Source organism: Micromonospora sp. NPDC048843, from assembly GCF_040649965.1.
Lineage (GTDB): Bacteria > Actinomycetota > Actinomycetes > Mycobacteriales > Micromonosporaceae > Micromonospora > Micromonospora hortensis.
In genome coordinates, this window is sequence record NZ_JBEZGJ010000066.1 from 17,120 (window position 1) to 35,894 (window position 18,775).

Here is an 18,775-nt window from a genome sequence, read left to right on the forward strand (position 1 = left end):
GGGACCCCTGCGGGCAGCAGAATGACGAGGTGACCCTCCGAGCGGCGCTGGCCCCGCTGGTCGCCGGCACCACCTGGCGACGCGGCGTGTTCCTGCTGCTCGGCGGCGTGCTGGCCCTGCCGTACGGGCTGCTCGCGGTGACCTTCGCCCAACTGCTCGCCGACTCGGAGATCCCGCGCCCACTGGTCTACGTCCTGCTGGTCATCGCCGTACTGATCGCCGTCGTCCCGTTGCTTGTGGACGGCAGCCGGGCCTTGGAGATCGCCGCCGTGCGGGCCCTGCTCGGCGTCGACCTGCCCGAACCCGCGCCCGGACACCACGGCGACCGGGAGACCCGACTGCGCAGCGCGCTCTGGATCGCCACCCACCTCATCGTCGGCGCCGTGGTGATGATCGCGCTGTTCAGCGCCCTGCCGATGGCGCTGGCGTTCATCGCCCAACAGTTCGGCATCGGCACCGAGCTGACCAGCAGGGAACAGTTCGGGCCACTGGACGGGCAGGACAGCGGCTGGCTGACAGTGACCGGGGTGCTCCTGCTGGTCGGCCTCGGCTACGCCGTCGCCGGGCTCGGCGCGCTCGCCGGATCCATGGCACCGGTGCTGCTCGGCCCGGCTCAGGCGGAACGGATCGCCGCCCTCGAAGCACGGGCCGCCCGGCTCGCCGAACGCAACCGGCTGGCCCGGGAGCTGCACGACTCGGTCGGTCACGCGCTGACAGTGGCCACCCTCCAGGCCGGAGCCGCCCGCGAGGTCCTCGACACCGACCCCGAGTTCGTCCGGCGGGCGCTCACCGCCATCGAGGACGTCGGACGGACCGCGATGGACGACCTCGACCACGTACTCGGGCTGCTCCGGGAGAACGGACGCGACAGGCCCGTGGTGGCGCCGCAGCGTACCCTCGCCGACCTGGACCGGTTGGTCACCGACGCCCGCGCGGCCGGCCTTGCCGTGCACGCGCAACGCGCCGGCGACCCGGCCCGGGTGCCCGCTGTGGTCTCCCGGGAGGGCTACCGGATCGTCCAGGAAGGACTGACGAACGCGGCCCGGCACGGCCACGGGCCGGTGACGGTACGCCTGGACCTGCACAGCGACGCGCTGGAGTTGGAGCTGGTCAACGCGGTGCGCCACCCCGACCGAGCCCAGCGGGGGCGGGGCGGTCGAGGCCTGGACGGTATGCGGGAGCGGGTGCTGCTGCTCGGCGGCCGGCTCACTGTGGGCCCGGACGGCGACCGGTGGCTGATCCGGGCCCGCCTGCCGTACGAGGAGACGACATGACCACCGGAGTGCTGATCGTCGACGACGACGAGCTGATCCGGGTAGGGCTGCGGGCCATCATCGACGCCCAACCCGACCTGCACGTGCTCGCCGAGGCCGCCGACGGCGCCGAGGTGCCGCCGCTGGTCGCCCGGCACCGGCCCGACGTGGTGCTGATGGACGTGCGGATGCCCGGCATCGACGGCATCCAGGCCACCCGGCACCTGCTGGCCACCTCCGCCGACCCACCCCGGGTGCTTGTGGTCACCACCTTCGCCAACGACGAGTACGTCTACGAGGCGCTACGCGCCGGCGCCTCGGGTTTCCTGCTCAAACGGGCCCGGCCCGCCGAGGTGGTGGAGGCGGTCCGGGTCGTCGCTGCCGGCGAGTCACTGCTCTTCCCGGCCGCGATCCGCCAACTCGTCGGGGCGTACGGGCCGGCGGGCGGCGACCGGTTGACCGCCGCCCGGCTCACCGAACGCGAGGCCGAGGTGCTGCGGTTGATGACCACCGGCCGGTCCAACCCGGAGATCGCCGCGCACCTGGTGGTGGGGGTGGAGACGGTCAAGACGCACGTCGGCAACGTGCTGGCCAAGCTGGGCGTCCGCGACCGTACGCAGGCAGTCATCGCCGCCTACGAGTCCGGCTTCGTCACCCCGTCCGGCTGATCTGTCCCTCCACCGGGGGAGCGGGTTCACCGCTTGCCGGGAGGGAATCCGGCGGCTGTCCGTCGAGGCTGAGAGCATGACAACGATCACTGCTTCCCCATCTCGTACCGACTCCCGCTGGCCGGACCGGCTCGCCCCACTGGCCGCCGGTTGGCTCGGCCTGTGGGGCGTCCTCGCCCTGGTCGGCACGCTCAGCGGCGCCGGCTACCCGTTCGGTCCGAACGACCCTCACGGCGGCGACGTCAGCCTGCTGCGCCTCGTGCCGGTGGAGGTGGCCACCCCGCTCTTCGCCGGCGTACTGCTCACCGCAGCCGTGGCTGCCCTGGCCATGAGCCGCCCGGCGGCGCGCCCACCCGGCCCGCTGCGGGCGCTGCTCGCCGGCTACGGCTGGGCGGTCGCGTTCGTGCTCGTCCTGGTCGTGCCGGACGTCCGGGTGCTGGTCGTCCTCGGCTACCTGCCGATACTGATCGTCGGTGCGCCGTTCGGGTGGCCGCCGGTCGACTACGCCGACATCTTCAACTGGGCGCTGTTCGGCCGGTTCGCGGCGCTGGCCGGCGGGCTGCTGCTGGCCGGTGCGGTGCTCGCCTGGCAGCGCCGTACCGCCGCGGCTTGCGTGGGCTGCGGCCGCAACCACACCGACCGAGGGTGGACCACCCCGACCGCCGCCATCCGCTGGGGCCGGTGGGCCGCCGGCATCGCCGCCGTCATCCCGTTCACGTACGCGCTGACCCGGTTCGCCTGGGCGGCCGGTATCCCGCTCGGCATCTCCCGCGAGTTCCTGACCGAGATGCAGGACACCGGGCTGGTCTGGGCCGGGTTCGGGTTGGCCGCGTTCGCCACCGTCGGCGCGATCCTCACCCTCGGCCTGGTGCAGCGCTGGGGCGAGCGGTTCCCACGCTGGATGCTCGGGCTCGCGGGCCGGCGGGTGCCGGTGAAGCTGGCTGTGGTGCCCGCCACAGTGGTCGCTATCTCCGTTACCGCGGCCTCGCTGGGGCTGCTCAGCAACCCGAAGTTCTGGGAACTCACCGGCGGACTCAGCATTACCGGGGCGCCGATGCTGCTCTGGCCGGTGTGGGGCGTTGCGCTCGGCGCGGCCACCTACGCGTACCACCTGCGCCGCCGCGGGACCTGCCGGCGTTGCGACCGGGGTTGAGCGGGAGTGGGGGTGCTCCCTGATGCCCGGGGCACCCCTGCGGATGTGAGCTAGCGTGGGTCGGGTGACTGCGCCTACCTCGGTAATCCCGGTTCCACCGGCCGACCTGCCCGGCACGCTCGGCGCGCTACGGGCGGCCGGTCACCAGTACCGCACCGTCAAGCAGGAACTCCGCGACAACCTCCTCGCCCGGATGCGCTCCGGCGAGACCCGTTTCCCCGGCATCGTCGGCTACGACGACACGGTGCTGCCCGAGGTCGAGCGGGCAGTGCTCGCCGGGCACGACATGGTGCTGCTCGGCGAGCGCGGCCAGGGCAAGACCCGGCTGATCCGCTCGCTGGGCGCGTTGCTCGACGAGTGGACCCCTGTTCTGCCCGGCTCGGTGCTCAACGAGCACCCGCTGCACCCGCTCACCCCGGCGTCCCGCGCCCAGGTCGCCGAGGCCGGCGACGATCTGCCGATCGGCTGGCTGCACCGCTCGATGCGGTACGGGGAGAAGTTGGCCACCCCGGACACCAGCGTCGGGGACCTGATCGGTGACGTCGACCCGATCCGCATCGCCCAGGGCCGCACCCTCGGCGACCCGGAGACCATCCACTTCGGGTTGGTGCCGCGCACCAACCGGGGCATCTTCGCCGTCAACGAGCTGCCCGACCTGGCCGAGCGGATCCAAGTGGCGCTGCTCAACGTTCTGGAGGAGCGGGACATCCAGGTTCGCGGCTACCAGCTGCGTCTGCCACTGGACCTGCTCCTGGTGGCCAGCGCCAACCCGGAGGACTACACCAACCGGGGCCGGATCATCACCCCCCTCAAGGACCGGTTCGGCGCGGAGATCCGCACCCACTACCCGGTCGACCTGGAGTTGGAGCTGGCGCTGATCCGCCAGGAGGCCGACCTGGTCGCCGAGGTGCCGGAGCACGTGCTGGAGGTGCTGGCCCGTTTCGCCCGCGCCGTGCGGGAGTCGCCGTCGGTGGACCCGCGCTCCGGTGTCTCCGCTCGATTCGCCATCGCCGCCGCCGAGACGGTCGCCGGTGCCGCGCTGCGTCGTGCCGGTCTGCTCGCCGCCTCCGACACCCCGGACGGACGCCCCGAGGCCGCCGTTGCCCGCGTCGGTGACGCGGTGTCGGTGACCAGCACGCTGCGCGGCAAGGTCGAGTTCGAGAGCGGCGAGGAGGGCCGGGAGATCGAGATCCTGGCGCACCTGCTGCGTACCGCGACCGCCGAGACGTTCCGGGCCCACCTGGCCGGGCTGGACCTGTCCGGGTTCACCGCACTGGTCGAGGACGGCGCCGCGATCGAGACCGGCGAGTTGGTCAGCGCCGCCGAGCTGCTGCGCCAGGTCGGCACCGTACCCGGGTTGGCGAAGGTTCTGGACCGGCTCGACCTGGGCGACGCTCCCACCTCCGAGGAGGCTGCTGCGGCCGTCGAGTTCGTGCTGGAGGGGCTGCACCTGACCCGCCGGCTCGGCAAGGACGTCACCGACTCGGGGCGCACCGTCTACGGCGGCCGGGGCTGACCATGGCCGGCAACCGGTTCCGTTACGGGCAGTGGAACGGCGGGCCCGACCCGCTCGCACCCCCGTACGACGTGCGCGAGGCGGTGGACGCGGTCGGTGCCGAGGTGCTGGCCGGCGGCAGCCTGCGGGAGGCGCTGCGTGACCTGCTGCGCCGTGGCCCGCAGGGTAGGGGTGGCCTGGACGACCTGGCCGCCCGGGCTCGGCGGCTGCGCCGGGAGGCGTTGCGCAGGGGCGATCTGGACGGGGCGGTGACCCGCGCCCAGGCTCTCCTCGACCAGGCTCTCGCCGCCGAGCGGGACGAGCTGCGGGGTCGCGACGACGACGCCGCGCGGTTCGCCGAGGCGGTGCTGGACAATCTGCCCCGATCGACCGCGCGGGCGGTGGAGGAGCTGTCCGGCTACCAGTGGGCCAGCGACGACGCGCGCCGCTCGTACCAGCAGATCCTCGACCAGCTCCGCGACGACGTGCTCGGCCAGCGCTTCGCCGGGCTGCGCGACGCGGTGCGCGCCTCCGCCGACCCGGCCGCCCAGCAGCGGCTCGCCGAGATGATGGGCGACCTGAACGACCTGCTCGCCCGGCACGGTCGCGCGGAGGACACCACCGACGCGTTCGCCGAGTTCATGCGCCGACACGGCGACTTCTTCCCGGAGAAGCCGGAGAACGTCGACGAGTTGATCGACGTGCTGGCCCGCCGGGCGGCGGCCGGTGAGCGGCTGATGAACTCGCTCTCCGAGCGGCAGCGCGCCGAGCTGGCCGGCCTCATGCAGCAGTCGCTCGGCGACCGCCTCGCGGGGGAGTTGTCAGCGCTCGACGCGAACCTGCGGGCGCTGCGACCCGATCTGCGCTGGGGTCGGGGTGAGCGGGTCCGCGGCGACCAGCCGTTGGATTACGCCGACGCGGCCGGCGCGCTGGGTGAGATCGGTGACCTGGACGACCTGCTGGACCAGCTCGACCAGGAACACCCGGGGGCGACCCTCGACGACGTGGACGTCGACGCGGTGGCGCGCACGCTGGGCCGGGACGCTGCCGACGACGTTCGCCGGCTGCGCGATCTGGAGCGGGAACTGCGCCGCCAGGGTTGGGTGAGCCGGGACGCGGAGGGGCTCACACTGAGCCCGAAGGCGCTGCGCCGGCTCGGCGGGACCGCGCTGCGGCAGGTCTTCGCGGAGCTGACCGCCGGACCGCGCGGCCAGCACGACCTGCGCTCGGCCGGTGCGGCGGGCGAGGTCAGCGGCGCGTCCAGGCCCTGGCAGTACGGCGATGAGCAACCGTTGGACGTGGTCCGGACGTTGACTCGGGCGGTCAGTCGCGCCGGGCCGACGGTCCCGGTGCAGCTCTCTGTGGACGACTTCGAGGTGGTGGAGACCGAGAGGCGTGCTTCGGCCGCTGTGGTGCTCTGCGTCGACCTGTCGTACTCGATGATCTCTCAGGGTCGTTGGGGGCCGATGAAGCAGACGGCGCTGGCGCTGGCACACCTGATGGAGACACGTTTCCCGCAGGACGCCCTGCAGATCGTGGGCTTCGGCCGGGAGGCGATGACGCTCACCCAGCAGGAGTTGGCGGCAGTGGAGCCGGACATGGAGCAGGGCACCAACCTCCAGCACGCGCTGCGGTTGGCGGGCCGGCACCTGCGCCGGCATCCGGACGCCGAGCCGATCGTGCTGGTGGTCACCGACGGCGAGCCGACCGCGCACCTGGACCCGGACGACGGGGAGGCGCTGTTCCACTGGCCGCCGCTGCCGGAGACGATCGAGGCGACGGTCCGCGAGGTGGACCGGTTGAGCCGCTACGGCGCCACGCTCAACCTGTTCATGCTCGGCGACGACCCGGGTTTGCGGCGCTTCGTCGACGCGGTGGCCCGTCGCAGCCGGGGCCGCATGTTCACCCCGGACACCGACGACCTGGGCGAGTACGTGGTCAGCGACTACCTCCGCTCCCGCCAATCGCGCCGCTAACTCCCGCCGCGGCGGGTTGACTGGGGGGATGGAGAGCGGGGGATTGCGGCGGGCTTACGGTGCCCTGTTCGCTGAGGTCGACGCTGGCGGGTTCGGTCCGGCTCCGGAGGGGCAGCTCAGTGCCGAGCAGATCGTCGCGCATCTGGTCGCCAACGACGAGCTGATGATTCAGGCCACCGAGGCGTTGCTGGCCGGGTCGCCGTTCGCCTACTACGAGTTGGCGGAGGACATGCACCGCCCGCAGCTCGACGCGCTCGCCGCCGAGCACTGTGGTCTGCGTGGCCTGACCGCGCTGCTGCACGGCACCAGCGACAGGCTGTGCGGGCTGGTCGACCAGCTCGGCCTGGCAGCGGAGACCCCGGTCGAGACGCACCTGCGCGAGGGCTTCGACCTCGTCGTCGACGAGCCACTGCCCTGGTCCCGCACCCTGGACCTGCACACCCGGGTGCACCTGCCCAAGCACCAGGCCCAACTGCACGAGCTCCGGTCCTGAGCGACGCCGATCGGCCGGTCGGCGTCGCAGGTCTTGCCCAATTGAGCGTGATGTCTGTGAGTCATCACGATGACCCACAGACATCACGCTCGCACTAGTGCCGCCCACCCCACCCCAATCCCTCCGCCGACAAAAGTGGCATAAGAGGGCAAGTAAACAACAGTAAATGCAAGATCGCGGGGGCGGGGGCGGGGGCGGGGGCGGGGGCGGGCTCGGGGTCGGGGCGGGGTCAGGTTTGGGTTAGGGCTGGGCGGGGGTGGAAGGTGCGGCGGTAGGTGGACGGGGCCACGCCGATGCGTTGGTGGAGTTGCTGGCGTAGGGCGGCGGTGGTGCCGAACCCGCAGCGGTGGGCGATCTGGTCGACTGTGAGGTCGGTCGTCTCCAGCAGCAGTCTCGCGTGGTCGGTGCGCTGTTGCAGCAGCCACTGCGCCGGGCTCAGGCCGGTCTCCGACCGGAAGCGTCGGGTGAAGGTGCGCACGCTCATCCGTGCCTGCTCGGCCAGGTCGCGCAGCGCGATCGGCTCGTGCAGCCGCTGCCGCGCCCACTCCCGGGCGCCAGCCGTGCTGGTGTCGGTCGCCTTCGGCACCGGCTGCTCGATGTACTGCGCCTGACCGCCGTCGCGCCACGGTGGCATCACGCAGCGGCGGGCCGCCCGGTTGGCCACCTCGCTGCCGTGGTCGAGGCGGATGACGTGCAGGCAGAGGTCGATGCCGGCGGCGACTCCGGCCGAGGTGAGCACCCGGTCGTCGGCGATGAAGAGCACGCCCGGATCAAGGTCCACCCGGTCGTGCAGGCGGCGGAACCGCTCGGCGTACGCCCAGTGGGTGGTCGCCCGCCGCCCGTCGAGGAGCCCGGCGGCGGCGAGCACGAACGCTCCGGTGCAGATCGACATGATCCGGGCGCCCCTCTCGTAGGCCGCGCCCAGCGCCTCGGTCACCTCCGGCTCGACGGTGCCGGCTGTCAACGCGGTGCCGTCGTGGATGCCCGGGACGATCACCGTTTCCGCTGTGTCGAGCAGCTCCAGCCCGTGGTCGGGGACCACCTGAAAGCCGGCGGTGCTGCGCACCGGCCGTCCGCCCGGAGTGCACACCCGGACGTCGTAGAAGGGTGTGCCGTCGGCGGCCCGGGCCGTGCTGAAGACCTGGGACGGGGTGCCGAGGTCCAGGCCAACCACCTGGTGCAGGGCGAGTACGGCGATCCGGTGCGGGCCAGCGCTCATGGCCCGATTATTGCGCATGATGGCTTTCCGGCCACTCGTCGAGGTAGGTGGCCCGGCTCAGACTTGTTCCGTGACCAAGAACCGCCGTCTGCATCCCGCCTGGCTGGTCGCCGCCGTCGCCTTCGTGGCGCTGGTCGGCGCGGCCGGCTTCCGCGCCGCGCCGTCGGTGCTGCTGCACCCGCTGCACGAGGAGTTCGGCTGGCCCCTGGCCACGATCTCCGCGGCCGTATCGGTCAACCTGCTGCTCTACGGGCTCACCGCGCCGTTCGCGGCCGCCCTGATGGACCGGTTCGGCATCCGCCGGGTGGTCTCGGTGGCGCTTCTGCTGGTCGCCGCGGGCAGCGGTTTGACGGTCTTCATGACCGCCAGCTGGCAGCTCCTGCTCTGCTGGGGTGTGCTGGTGGGGCTGGGCACCGGCTCGATGGCGCTGGCGTTCGTGGCCACTGTCACCGGCCGTTGGTTCGTGCACCGACGGGGCCTGGTCACCGGAGTGTTGACCGCCGGCGGGGCGGCCGGGCAACTGGTGTTCCTGCCACTGATCGCCATCCTGGTACGCGACCACGGCTGGCGTAGCGCCGCACTCGTGGTGGCCGCGGCGGCGCTGGCGGTCGTACCCCTGGTGGTGTGGTTGCTGCGCGAACACCCGGCGGATCTCGGCCTGCCCGCCTACGGGGCGACCGAGGTCGTCGCGGCGCCGCCGGCGACCGGCGGCGCGGCGACCAGGGCGCTCGGCGCGCTGGCCGCAGCGGCCCGGACCCGACCGTTCTGGCTGCTGGCCGGAGGCTTCGCGATCTGCGGGGCGACCACGAACGGCCTGGTCGGTACGCACTTCGTGCCGGCCGCGCACGACCACGGGATGGCCCAGACCACAGCGGCCGGGTTGCTCGCCCTGGTGGGGCTCTTCGACATCGTCGGCACTATCGCCTCCGGCTGGCTCACCGACCGGGTGGACAGCCGGTTGCTGCTCGGCATGTACTACGCGCTGCGCGGGTTGTCCCTGCTGGTGCTGCCGAGCCTCTTCTCCGGCACCGCCGAGCCGAGCATGCTGGTGTTCATCGTCTTCTACGGCCTGGACTGGGTGGCCACCGTGCCGCCGACGGTGGCGCTGTGCCGGGAGTACTTCGGTGGCGCCGGAGCTGTGGTGTTCGGCTGGGTGTTCGCCGCGCACCAGCTCGGCGCGGCGATCGCCGCGACCGGCGCGGGCCTGGTCCGGGATCGGCTTGGCGACTACGCGATGGCCTGGTACGTGGCGGGCGCACTGTCGATCGGTGCCGCCGGGCTCTCGTTGCTGCTGCGCCGCCGACCGGCCCGTCCGGTGCCGGAGGCCGTGCTGGTCGCCGCGACCGCGCCCAGGGCGTGGAGCTTCCGGGGCTGAACCGCGACGCGTCGGCCGGTCAGCTCACCGTCCACTGCTGGGCCGGCCTGCCGTCGCACTGTCGCTGCCGGATGTCGTCGCCGGCCTCGACGGCGTCGTCGTCGGCCTGCGCGCACTTGTTGCTGTGCGCGGCGATCAGCAGCACCGCGCTGGTGCCGGTGCCGCCGAACCGCCACTGCTGGTTGGCCCCACCGTGGCAGGGGAACTGGAGCAGCCGCGCGCCGTCGTCCCCACTGCCACCCTCGACGTCGAGGCACTGCCCGTACGCGGCATTGGTCAACGTCAGCACGCCCGTGCCGGCCGGGCTGATCACCCACTGCTGCTCCGGGGCGCCGGTGCACACTGCCAATTCGGCCTCGGCCTCCTTGCCGTCACCGTTGAGCCCCAGGCAGAGGCCCGAGGCGGCGCGCAGCACCCGGGGCCCGGTGGGCGGGGCGGCCGGCGTGCTGGCCGACGGGGTCGGTGACGGCTCTGCCGGTGCGGTCGGGCTCGGCTCTCCGGCCGGCTCGCTGGGCTGCGCCGCGCTGGACTGCGTACCGACCGACGCCGGTACCGACGGCTCGTCGTCACCGTCGAGCAGCCCGGTGGCGAAGACGACCCCCAGGAGTGCGCCGACGGCCCCGACCGCCACCGCGACCCGCAGCAGCGGATCGGCCAGCGGCCCGGAGCGCGGTGCCCGGTGACCGCCGTAGACGGTGCCGGCGGGGTCGGGACGTTCCTCGGGCGCGGACATACGCGCCATCCTCACCCACGACGTCGCGCCGGAGCCAGCCCGGCGGTGCGGGGGTCGGCGAGGCTCAGCGGGTGGGCTGCGGGTCGGTGACGTCGGCCACCGTGGCGTCGAGGGCGGCGATCGCGGCGTCGGCGGCGATCGCGATGGCGAGACCGCGCTCGCCCGCACCCAGGGTGATCTCCCGCCCGCGCAGTCGCTCGTCGGCGACCACCGGCCAGGCAGTGCTCGCGCCGAACGGCGTGATGGTGCCGCGTTCGTAGCCGGTGGCGGCCAAAGCGCCCGCCGCGTCCGGCATGGAGAGCCGGTGCACCCCGAGCAGGGTACGCAGCTTGGGCCAGGAGATGACCCGGTCGCCGGGGGTGAGTACGAACAGGTGATCGTCTTCACCACGGCGAACCACTATCGTCTTGACCACGTCGGGGACGGCCACACCGCGGACGGCGGCCGCCTCCGCGAGACTGCCGACCGCACCGTGGCTGACCAGCCGATACGGCAGTTTGGCGTCGTCCAGGGCGATGATCGCTGGCGATGGCATGCCCGCCACGGTATCCGTCGGGCCTGCCACCGGACGGGAAACTGCCACCGCCGACATCCCACGGTTTCCAAACGGCGAGCGTAAGGTGATCACATGCGCGCTGAGCGTGTGGATCAACCGATTGACCATGATCAAGCGGTGGACACGCTGCGGCGGTCGTACGCCGCGGTGCCCACTGGCGAGCCTGTCCGGCTGGCCAAACGCACCTCCAACCTGTTCCGTCCCCGGTCCGCTCCCCGGACCCCGGGGCTCGACGTGAGTGGCCTGAACGGTGTGCTGTCGGTCGACCCGGCCGGCCGTACGGCCGACGTGCAGGGCATGTGCACCTACGAGGACCTGGTCGACGCGACGCTGCCGCACGGCCTGATGCCGCTGGTGGTGCCGCAGTTGCGCACCATCACGCTGGGCGGCGCGGTGACCGGCCTCGGGATCGAGTCGACCTCGTTCCGCAACGGCCTGCCGCACGAGTCCGTCCAGGAGTTGGACGTGCTCACCGGCTCCGGCGAGATCATCACCGCCCGACCCGACGGCGAGCACGCCGACCTGTTCACCGCGTTCCCCAACTCGCTGGGCAGCCTCGGCTACGCCACCCGACTGCGCATCGAGCTGCAACCGGTCGGCCGGTACGTGGCGTTGCGCAACGTCCGGTTCACCCAACTGGAGGCGCTGACCGACGCGATAGCTGAGGTGACCGCCACCCGGTCCTGGGCCGGCGAGCCGGTGGACGCGATGGACGGGGTGATGTTCAGCCCCGGCGAGGCGTACCTGGTCTTGGCCACGTTCACCGACGCGGCCGACCCGCCCAGCGACTACACCGGTCAGGCGATCTACTACCGGTCGCTGCGCCAGCGCACCCGTGACGTGCTCACCGCGTACGACTACCTGTGGCGCTGGGACACCGACTGGTTCTGGTGCTCGTCGGCGTTCGGCGCGCAGCACCCGGTCGTGCGCAGGCTCTGGCCGGCGCGTTACCGGCGCAGCGACTTCTACCACCGACTGGTCCGGTTGGAGCACCGCCACCAGGTGGCGGCCCGGATCGACCGGCTGCGCGGGCAACCGGCCCGGGAGCGGGTCGTGCAGGACGTGGAGATTCCGCTGGACCGTACTGCCGACTTCCTGCGCTGGTTCGCCGGCGCTGTGGGAATGAACCCGGTGTGGCTGTGTCCGTTGCGACTGCGTGAGCCGGCGGGGCCCGGTTCGGCGCGGTCCTGGCCGCTGTATCCGCTGCGGCCCGGGCAGGACTACGTCAACATCGGGTTCTGGGGGAGCGTGCCGATCGCGCCGGGCGCCGCCGACGGCGACGTCAACCGCACGATCGAACGCAGGGTGTCGGAGTCGGGCGGGCACAAGTCGCTCTACTCCGACGCGTACTACGACCGGGACGCCTTCGATCGCCTCTACGGCGGCGACACGTGGCGCGCGGTGAAAGACCGCTACGACCCGGACCACCGGCTGACGGGACTGTACGAAAAGGCGGTAGCACGAGCATGAGCCTGACCGACAGAGATCAGGGGGCGGCGAGCGTCCCCGCCACCCCGCCGGCGGGGGGCCGGCACACGGGTCCGACCGTCGCGGATGTCATCCGCGCGGTCACCACGGGGCCGTTGCCGGTGCGGATCACCGGGTACGACGGCAGCGCCGTCGGCCCGTCCGACGCCGGCATCACCCTGGCGATCCATTCCGAGCGCGGGCTGTCGTACCTGCTCACCGCACCCGGCGACCTGGGCATGGCCCGGGCGTACGTCAGTGGTGACCTGGCGTTGCAGGGCGTGCACCCGGGCGACCCGTACGAGGCGTTGCGGGTGCTCAAGGACGAGCTGCGGTTACGCCCACCGTCGCTGGCCGAGGGGCTGGCGCTGGTCCGTGGGCTGGGCTGGGAGCGGCTGATGCCGCCGCCGGCACCGCCGCAGGAGGCGCAGCCCCGGTGGAAGCGGGTGATGAACGGGCTGCGGCACTCGCGGGTGCGTGACAGCACTGCCATCTCGCACCACTACGACGTCTCCAATGCCTTCTACGAGAAGGTGCTCGGCCCGTCGATGACGTACACCTGCGCGGTTTTCCGGTCTCCGGACGACACGCTGGAGCAGGCCCAGGCGGCGAAGTACGACCTGGTCGCCGGCAAGCTGGCCCTGAAGAAGGGGATGCGGCTGCTGGATGTCGGGTGCGGCTGGGGTGGCATGGTGCGCCACGCCGCCCGCGAGTACGGCGTCAAGGCTCTCGGTGTGACCCTGTCGAAGGCGCAGGCGCAGTGGGCGCAGGCAGCTATCGAGCGGGAGGGGCTGACCGAGCTGGCGGAGGTGCGATACCTCGACTACCGGGACGCGCCGGCCGAGCAGTTCGACGCCATCTCCTCGATCGGGTTGACCGAGCACATCGGGGTGCGCAACTACCCGGCCTACTTCGGGTCGCTGCGCAGTCGGCTGCGGCAGGGCGGGCGACTGCTCAACCACTGCATCACCCGCGCTGACAACCGGGCGCCGCACCGCTCGGGCGCCTTCATCGACAGGTACGTCTTCCCGGACGGTGAGCTGGCCGGTCCGGGCCGGTTGATCAGCGAGGTGCACGACGCCGGGTTCGAGGTGCACCACGAGGAGAACCTGCGCCAGCACTACGCGCTGACGTTGGCCGCCTGGTGTCGCAACCTGGTCGAGCACTGGGACTTCTGCGTCTCGGAGGTGGGCGCGGGCACCGCCCGGGTGTGGGGGCTCTACATGGCCGGGTCGCGGATGGCGTTCGAACGCAACGGCATCCAGCTGCACCAGGTGTTGGCCACCCACAACGGCCCGAACGGCGTGAACGGCTACCCGCTGCGACCGGACTGGTTGCCCTGATCACCTGCTGACCGCCGCCTGAAGCCGCGTCGGAAAAAGTCGGCGCGGCTTCTCGCGAAGCGATTGACAAAGAAGTTTTGTACGTACAAACTGATTTTGCCATGAGAGATGTCCTGTACCTGGAGCAGATCGAGCAGGCCGAAGTCCTGCTCAAGCCGCAGCGCGTCGAGGTGCTGCGGCAACTTGCCGAGCCACGCACCTGCACCGAGGTCGCGGCCCGACTCGACCAGACGCCACAGCGCGTCTACTACCACGTCAAGCAACTCGTCGCGGCTGGCCTCGTCGAGCTGGTAAACGAACGCAAGGTCCGCGGCATCACCGAAGGCATCTACCAGGCCGCCGCCCGCTCCTACTGGCTCTCCCCGCGGCTCGTCGGCCGGATCGGCCTACGCCGGGCCCGCGACGAACTGAGCCTGGGCTACCTGCTCGACCTGATGGAGGAGGTCCAGGCCGACATCGCCGGCCTGGACCGGGCGGCGCCCGAGCTGCCCTCGATCGGGGTCTCCGGCGAGATCCGGGTGCCGGCCGAGCAGCGCCAGCAGTTCCTGCACGACCTGCAAACCGCACTTCAGGACCTGTTCACCCGCTACGGCGGCAGCGAAGGAGATTCCTTCAAGCTGGCCGTCGCCTGCTATCCGAAAGGGAACGACAATGAGTGAGCCGATGAAGGTCAAGGCCCGTCTCTCCGCGCCCGTCGGGCGCGTCCGCCAGGCCCTGACCGACCCGGCCGAGCTGCGTGTCTGGCTGGCCGAGCACGCCGAGGTCGAGCTGCCCCAGCGGTACGAGTTCTGGGGTCGCTACACGCCCGAGGGCGACGCCCCGCATCAGCGGCTGCTGCACGCCGACGACGACACGCTGCGCTTCGGCTGGCTGCTCGACGGGGTGGAGACCACCACCGAGTTCCAGTTGACAGCCGAGGGCACCGACAGCACAGTGCTGACGCTGATCCAGAGCCACTTCGACTTCGCCGAGGCGATGAGCGGCTCCACCATCCGGGGCGTGCTCCAGACGTTCTGGGCGCTGTCCATCGCCAACCTGGCCGCCCAGGTGGAGGGCAAGCCACTGCTGCCCCGCACCGACTTCACCTCCGCCGACCTGCGCGGTGAGCTGGTCATCGCCGCCCCCGCCGACAAGGTGTGGGAGTCGCTGACCGACTCCGAGCAGGCCAGCGCCTGGTTCGGCTACCCGATCGGCATCGAGCCCTGGGTCGGCGGCCGGTACGCCATGGGCGGCTTCGAGACCGGTTACGCGGCCAAGGTCGTCGACCTGGAGCCCGGCCACCGGATGTCCGTCGACTGGGGGCCGACCGGCGTGACGAGCTGGGAGCTGGCCGAGTCCGGTGGACGCACCACGCTGACCTTCGTGCAGAGCGGCTTCGACGAGGCCAACCCGCCGTACGGGGCCTGGAGCGGGTCGGTTGCCGGGCTGTTCGAGCTGCGCCGCTTCCACGAGGTGTCGAACTGGCAGCCGATCTGGATCTCCGAGGAGATCCCCGGCCTGGAGCCCGCGCCGGCCAACTGATCTCGACATTCCCGACCGGCCTCCACCTTGGACACCACGCCATCGGTGACCAAGGTGGAGGGACCGGGAAACGGGTCCGTCAAACGGCCGGCTGATCGGTAAGGTCGGCCGAATCAGTGTCGAGTCGGCGGCCGGGGCGGTGCGGGTGGCAGATCCAGAGCGTGCAGATCACACAGCCGTCGGGCGTTCGCTGGAAGCGGCAATGCGTCTGTTGGGCCAGGCCGCCGGTCCGTCAACACTGACGGAGTCGACGTCATCACCCGCTGTGCCAACCGGCGAGGGCGAGCTGCGCGGGCGCGGCACCGCCGCCGACGGGCTGGTCGAGGCCGTGGTGGCTGGCTATGGCCGGCTGGAGTCCCTGGAGATCGACCCCCGCCTGCTGCGGCGCGGCACCGGTGCCATCGCCGGCCACGTGATCGAGGCAGTGCGCGCCGCCCAGGATGACGAGCTGCGACAGCGCCAGGAGCTGCTCGGCGGCGACGTCGACCAGGCGGCGACGCGCCGGCAGTTGGAGGCGGTCGCGGCAGAGGCTTGGCGTGGGCTGGACGGGATGATCGGCGACCTGGACGCGTTGACCCGCCGATTCGACAAGCGGTGACCGGATGACCGACGCGATAGAGGTCGACGTCACCGCGCTGCACTCGGCGGCGCGGACCATCGAGGCCAGCGGTGAGCGGCTCGGCGCGGAGGTGCAGCGGTTGCAGGGCACCGTCACCGGTTCGGCCAGTCCCTGGGGTGGCGACGAGGCCGGGACAGTCTTCGGAGCGGCCTACACCGAGGTGCTCCAACACGCTCTCGACGTCTACGCCTCGATGGCCGACCAACTCCTGAGCGTGGCCGACAGGCTTGACGCCGCCGCCGACGCCCACGAGCGCAGCGACCTCGACAGCGCGGCCCTCTTCACGAGACTGGGACTGCCCGGTGGGCCTACAACTGCCAGCTGAGCTCGCCGAGGCCCTCAACTGGGTGGGCTTCACCTGGCCAGAGGCCGACGAGGAGCTGCTGTACGAGGCCGCCCAGGCGTGGATGTCCTTCGCCGGCACGCTGCGCACGGCGGCCAACGAGGCGAACGCCGGCGCGAGTGTCGTGAGCGCTACCAACCGGGGGCGGGACGTCACCGCCTTCGAGGCGATGTGGCGCGGCGAGGAGGGCCCGACCAGCCGTATCGAGGACGGCGCCGAGGCCGCAGAACTCATCGCCGCCGCGCTGCTCGTGATGGCCGTGATCACGTTGACCCAGAAGGTCCTCACGATCGTCCAGCTCACGATCCTGGTGATCCAGGTTGCCATGGCGCTGGCGGCAGCGGCCCCCACCCTCGGTGGCTCGCTGGCACAGATCCCGATCGCGATCGGCGTGGCCCGGGTCGCGATCCGCCGGATCATCAAGGAAATCGTGCAACGGGTCGTCAACGACATCATTCCGCGACTGCTTCGCCGCGCCAAGACGTTGCTGCGCAGGTTCAACCGCAAGGGCCCGGATCGGCCCCCGGGGCGGCCCGGCGTGCCCGGACCGCTGCGGGAGGTCCGTTACCAGGGCCGGCCGATGCTGGACAAGTACCGGTACGAGACCGCCGGTGACCATCCGGGAAATCCCTTTCGGCCCAGCTCGGTGCGTCGGCTCAGCGAGGCGGAACGGGAGGCGCACCGCGTGTACGTCGACTCGGACGGCATCCTGCGCCAGGCAAGCAACGGCCAGCCCTTCGACACCCGCGCCGCGTCCACCCACTGGACGAGGGACGGCGGCCGGGCCATCTTCGTGATGGATGAGCGAGGCAACATGTACGCCTCGAACTACCAACAGGTTGGCGACTTCCACCACTCCACCCTGGGCAACGGTCAGCCGGTCGCGGCGGCCGGTGAGATCGCGGTCGTCGACGGTAGGGTCCAGTACGTGACTTCCGCCAGCGGGCACTATCAACCCGGCCCCGAGCACATGCGGCAGGTCACCGACGAGCTGAGCCGCAACGGCGTCAAGGACATCCCGCTCTTCGGCTTCGACGGCCGTACCCGGTTGAACTGACCCGTCGGAAAGGTGCATGGAATGGACAGCCGCAACTGGAAGGGCGTCATCAACCAGATCCTGTACGGGTTGATGTTCACCCCTCAGCTCGACGACGATTCCGCCAGCCAGATGGCTGAGGCGATGGTCGAGCGACGCTACTTCGGGGACGGCCCGGCTGTTTATGCGGACGCGATCGTCCAGGCGCAGCAGTACGACGGCCCGCTCATCGACGAGATCGAGACGTCGCACAGCGAGCAGGGGTTCCGCGATTTCCTCCGCCGGCTGGCGGGCGAACTGGACCAGCGCCGGCCCTGGCAATGATCTGATCCGATCGCGGGATGTGGTGACTTTTCGCTGTCGAGTGGGTACTGGCTGGCGATGTTCTTCATCTTTGGTCTGCGTACCAAGGTCGACCGGTCCGGTGTCGTGCAGCAGGTCTGCCGCCACTGCGGCAACCAGGCCGCGCAGGTGATCACCCGCCGCTCGACGAAATTCACGCTCTTCTTCATCCCCCTCATTCCGATCCGCACCCGGTACGCGCAGCAGTGCACGTTCTGCGGGGCGGAGTACGAGATCGCCAAGTCCGACGTCGAGCGCCTCCCGGTCGGCTGATCCGACGATGGAACGCTTCCTCTGCTGGCTGATCGGCCGACCGACGCCCTCGGCCGACGTGGCCGTGCACACCGTTGCCCGCCCGCCCTGCACCCCTGGCCGGCGCAGACGCCGCCGCGCACGCCGTCCGTTGGCCGGCACCGCACTGCCCCGTTCACCGTGGAACCGATCCGCGGGCCGCTGACCAGAGGCGTGAGGATGCTCAGCGCGACAGAGGCCCGGGGTGCACGTTCGGCTCTGGCGGCGTTTCTGGGCGCTGGTTAGGCTTTCGGGGTTTGCCGTGGACCGGCGCCGCCGAGGGTGCACGCACGACGAAAGAGCCGGAGCGACCGTGTCCCGACAGGACGGAAAGCAGGCTGCGGGGACGCTCAACCCCGCCGGCGCGTTCGTCGCGGCTGCGGTCATCCTGCTGGAGGCGGGTTGGCTGTTCGCCGCGTTGCCCGGCGCCGCGCTGGTCAGCGACATCGGCGCGATGCTGGTAGCCGGTTGGGCGACGCTCGCGTGCGTCGGGGTGGCCCGTCGCCATCCGGCGCCGCTGCGCCGGTTCTGGACGCTGCTCGCCCTCACCATGGCGCTGGCCGCGATCGGCCGGGCGATCTGGACGGTGCAGCGGCTCGTCGGCGGCGACCTGCCGCACACGCCGGTGGTCGGGGTGGTCTTCACCGCCGGCATCCTCACCGGCACGGCCGCGCTGCTCAGCTCGCCGTCCGCACCGAGGACGGCGGTCGGGCGGGCCCGTACGTTGCTGGACGGGGTGATCGTCGCCCTGGCGCTGGTGCCGATCGGTTGGGTGCTGGTCTTCCGGGGGGTCGCCGCGGCCGAGCTGGCCGACCCGGCGCGCACGCTGGGGCTGCTCTTCCCGATGTTCGACCTGATGCAGCTCACCATCCTGGTCGCGGTCTCCGGGCCA

At 71.6% G+C, this 18,775-nt stretch carries 19 protein-coding genes and 1 pseudogene; 17 read left to right on the top strand and 3 right to left on the bottom strand.

What is annotated here, in order from left to right; genetic code table 11:
- The first annotated feature begins 29 nt into the window (after window positions 1-29).
- The 6 genes from AB0C20_RS17150 (at window position 30) to AB0C20_RS17175 (ending at window position 7,038) form a co-directional block, all read left to right on the top strand.
- Window positions 30-1,274, top strand: a complete 1,245-nt coding sequence (locus AB0C20_RS17150) for a histidine kinase (RefSeq protein ID WP_357184146.1) — start codon at window positions 30-32, stop codon at window positions 1,272-1,274.
- Entirely contained in the window at window positions 1,271-1,921 is a 651-nt protein-coding gene (locus AB0C20_RS17155; protein ID WP_238683505.1) for a response regulator transcription factor, read from the top strand. Before AB0C20_RS17150 ends, AB0C20_RS17155 begins: the two co-directional genes overlap by 4 nt.
- 76 nt (window positions 1,922-1,997) lie before the next feature.
- Window positions 1,998-3,074 (top strand): hypothetical protein, encoded by a 1,077-nt coding sequence (locus AB0C20_RS17160; RefSeq protein ID WP_357568329.1) that lies wholly within the window; start codon window positions 1,998-2,000, stop codon window positions 3,072-3,074.
- Between the two features lie 55 nt (window positions 3,075-3,129).
- Complete coding sequence (locus AB0C20_RS17165) at window positions 3,130-4,590, top strand: sigma 54-interacting transcriptional regulator (RefSeq protein ID WP_357184154.1); 1,461 nt, start codon at window positions 3,130-3,132, stop codon at window positions 4,588-4,590.
- Between the two features lie 2 nt (window positions 4,591-4,592).
- A complete protein-coding gene (locus AB0C20_RS17170) occupies window positions 4,593-6,545 on the top strand; it encodes a VWA domain-containing protein (protein ID WP_238683502.1) in 1,953 nt (650 codons plus the stop codon).
- 28 nt (window positions 6,546-6,573) lie between these two features.
- The gene (locus AB0C20_RS17175; RefSeq protein WP_357184157.1) at window positions 6,574-7,038 is read left to right on the top strand and encodes a hypothetical protein; all 465 of its coding nucleotides are present in this window, start codon (window positions 6,574-6,576) and stop codon (window positions 7,036-7,038) included.
- A gap of 229 nt (window positions 7,039-7,267) precedes the next feature.
- Here AB0C20_RS17175 and AB0C20_RS17180 read toward each other — a convergent pair whose 3' ends face one another.
- Complete coding sequence (locus AB0C20_RS17180) at window positions 7,268-8,275, bottom strand: helix-turn-helix domain-containing protein (protein ID WP_357568330.1); 1,008 nt, start codon at window positions 8,273-8,275, stop codon at window positions 7,268-7,270.
- Between the two features lie 52 nt (window positions 8,276-8,327).
- Here AB0C20_RS17180 and AB0C20_RS17185 point away from each other — a divergent pair, with 52 nt between their 5' ends.
- Complete coding sequence (locus AB0C20_RS17185; protein WP_357568331.1) at window positions 8,328-9,632, top strand: MFS transporter; 1,305 nt, start codon at window positions 8,328-8,330, stop codon at window positions 9,630-9,632.
- 19 nt (window positions 9,633-9,651) lie between these two features.
- Here the strand turns inward: AB0C20_RS17185 and AB0C20_RS17190 are convergent, their stop codons facing one another.
- Both AB0C20_RS17190 and AB0C20_RS17195 read right to left on the bottom strand, forming a co-directional pair.
- A complete protein-coding gene (locus AB0C20_RS17190) occupies window positions 9,652-10,365 on the bottom strand; it encodes an RICIN domain-containing protein (protein WP_357184167.1) in 714 nt (237 codons plus the stop codon).
- 64 nt (window positions 10,366-10,429) lie between these two features.
- Window positions 10,430-10,900, bottom strand: coding sequence for a YbaK/EbsC family protein (locus tag AB0C20_RS17195; protein ID WP_357184170.1), 471 nt, complete (start codon window positions 10,898-10,900; stop codon window positions 10,430-10,432).
- Window positions 10,901-10,993: 93 nt separating this feature from the next.
- On the opposite strand from AB0C20_RS17195, the gene AB0C20_RS17200 reads away from it, so the two are divergent.
- From AB0C20_RS17200 to AB0C20_RS17245, 10 genes and pseudogenes are all read left to right on the top strand, one after another.
- Window positions 10,994-12,391 (top strand): FAD-binding oxidoreductase, encoded by a 1,398-nt coding sequence (locus AB0C20_RS17200; protein ID WP_357184174.1) that lies wholly within the window; start codon window positions 10,994-10,996, stop codon window positions 12,389-12,391.
- A complete protein-coding gene (locus tag AB0C20_RS17205; RefSeq protein ID WP_357568332.1) occupies window positions 12,388-13,731 on the top strand; it encodes a class I SAM-dependent methyltransferase in 1,344 nt (447 codons plus the stop codon). Before AB0C20_RS17200 ends, AB0C20_RS17205 begins: the two co-directional genes overlap by 4 nt.
- A gap of 101 nt (window positions 13,732-13,832) precedes the next feature.
- The gene (locus AB0C20_RS17210; RefSeq protein ID WP_357184179.1) at window positions 13,833-14,390 is read left to right on the top strand and encodes a helix-turn-helix domain-containing protein; all 558 of its coding nucleotides are present in this window, start codon (window positions 13,833-13,835) and stop codon (window positions 14,388-14,390) included.
- Window positions 14,383-15,252: an SRPBCC family protein gene (locus AB0C20_RS17215; protein WP_357184182.1), complete on the top strand. Its 870-nt coding sequence runs from the start codon at window positions 14,383-14,385 to the stop codon at window positions 15,250-15,252. The genes AB0C20_RS17210 and AB0C20_RS17215 overlap by 8 nt, the downstream gene beginning before the upstream one ends.
- Window positions 15,253-15,517: 265 nt before the next feature.
- Complete coding sequence (locus AB0C20_RS17220; RefSeq protein ID WP_357568333.1) at window positions 15,518-15,850, top strand: YbaB/EbfC family nucleoid-associated protein; 333 nt, start codon at window positions 15,518-15,520, stop codon at window positions 15,848-15,850.
- 4 nt (window positions 15,851-15,854) lie between these two features.
- On the top strand, window positions 15,855-16,196 hold the full coding sequence (locus AB0C20_RS17225; protein WP_266303596.1) for a WXG100 family type VII secretion target: 342 nt from the start codon (window positions 15,855-15,857) through the stop codon (window positions 16,194-16,196).
- Entirely contained in the window at window positions 16,174-17,271 is a 1,098-nt protein-coding gene (locus AB0C20_RS17230) for a hypothetical protein (RefSeq protein ID WP_357184190.1), read from the top strand. The genes AB0C20_RS17225 and AB0C20_RS17230 overlap by 23 nt, the downstream gene beginning before the upstream one ends.
- A gap of 21 nt (window positions 17,272-17,292) precedes the next feature.
- Window positions 17,293-17,574, top strand: coding sequence for a hypothetical protein (locus AB0C20_RS17235; RefSeq protein WP_357184193.1), 282 nt, complete (start codon window positions 17,293-17,295; stop codon window positions 17,572-17,574).
- 57 nt (window positions 17,575-17,631) lie between these two features.
- Window positions 17,632-17,865, top strand: a complete 234-nt coding sequence (locus AB0C20_RS17240) for a zinc-ribbon domain-containing protein (protein WP_274525086.1) — start codon at window positions 17,632-17,634, stop codon at window positions 17,863-17,865.
- A gap of 331 nt (window positions 17,866-18,196) precedes the next feature.
- Window positions 18,197-18,775 (top strand): annotated as a pseudogene (locus AB0C20_RS17245) (GGDEF-domain containing protein); the annotation flags it as partial.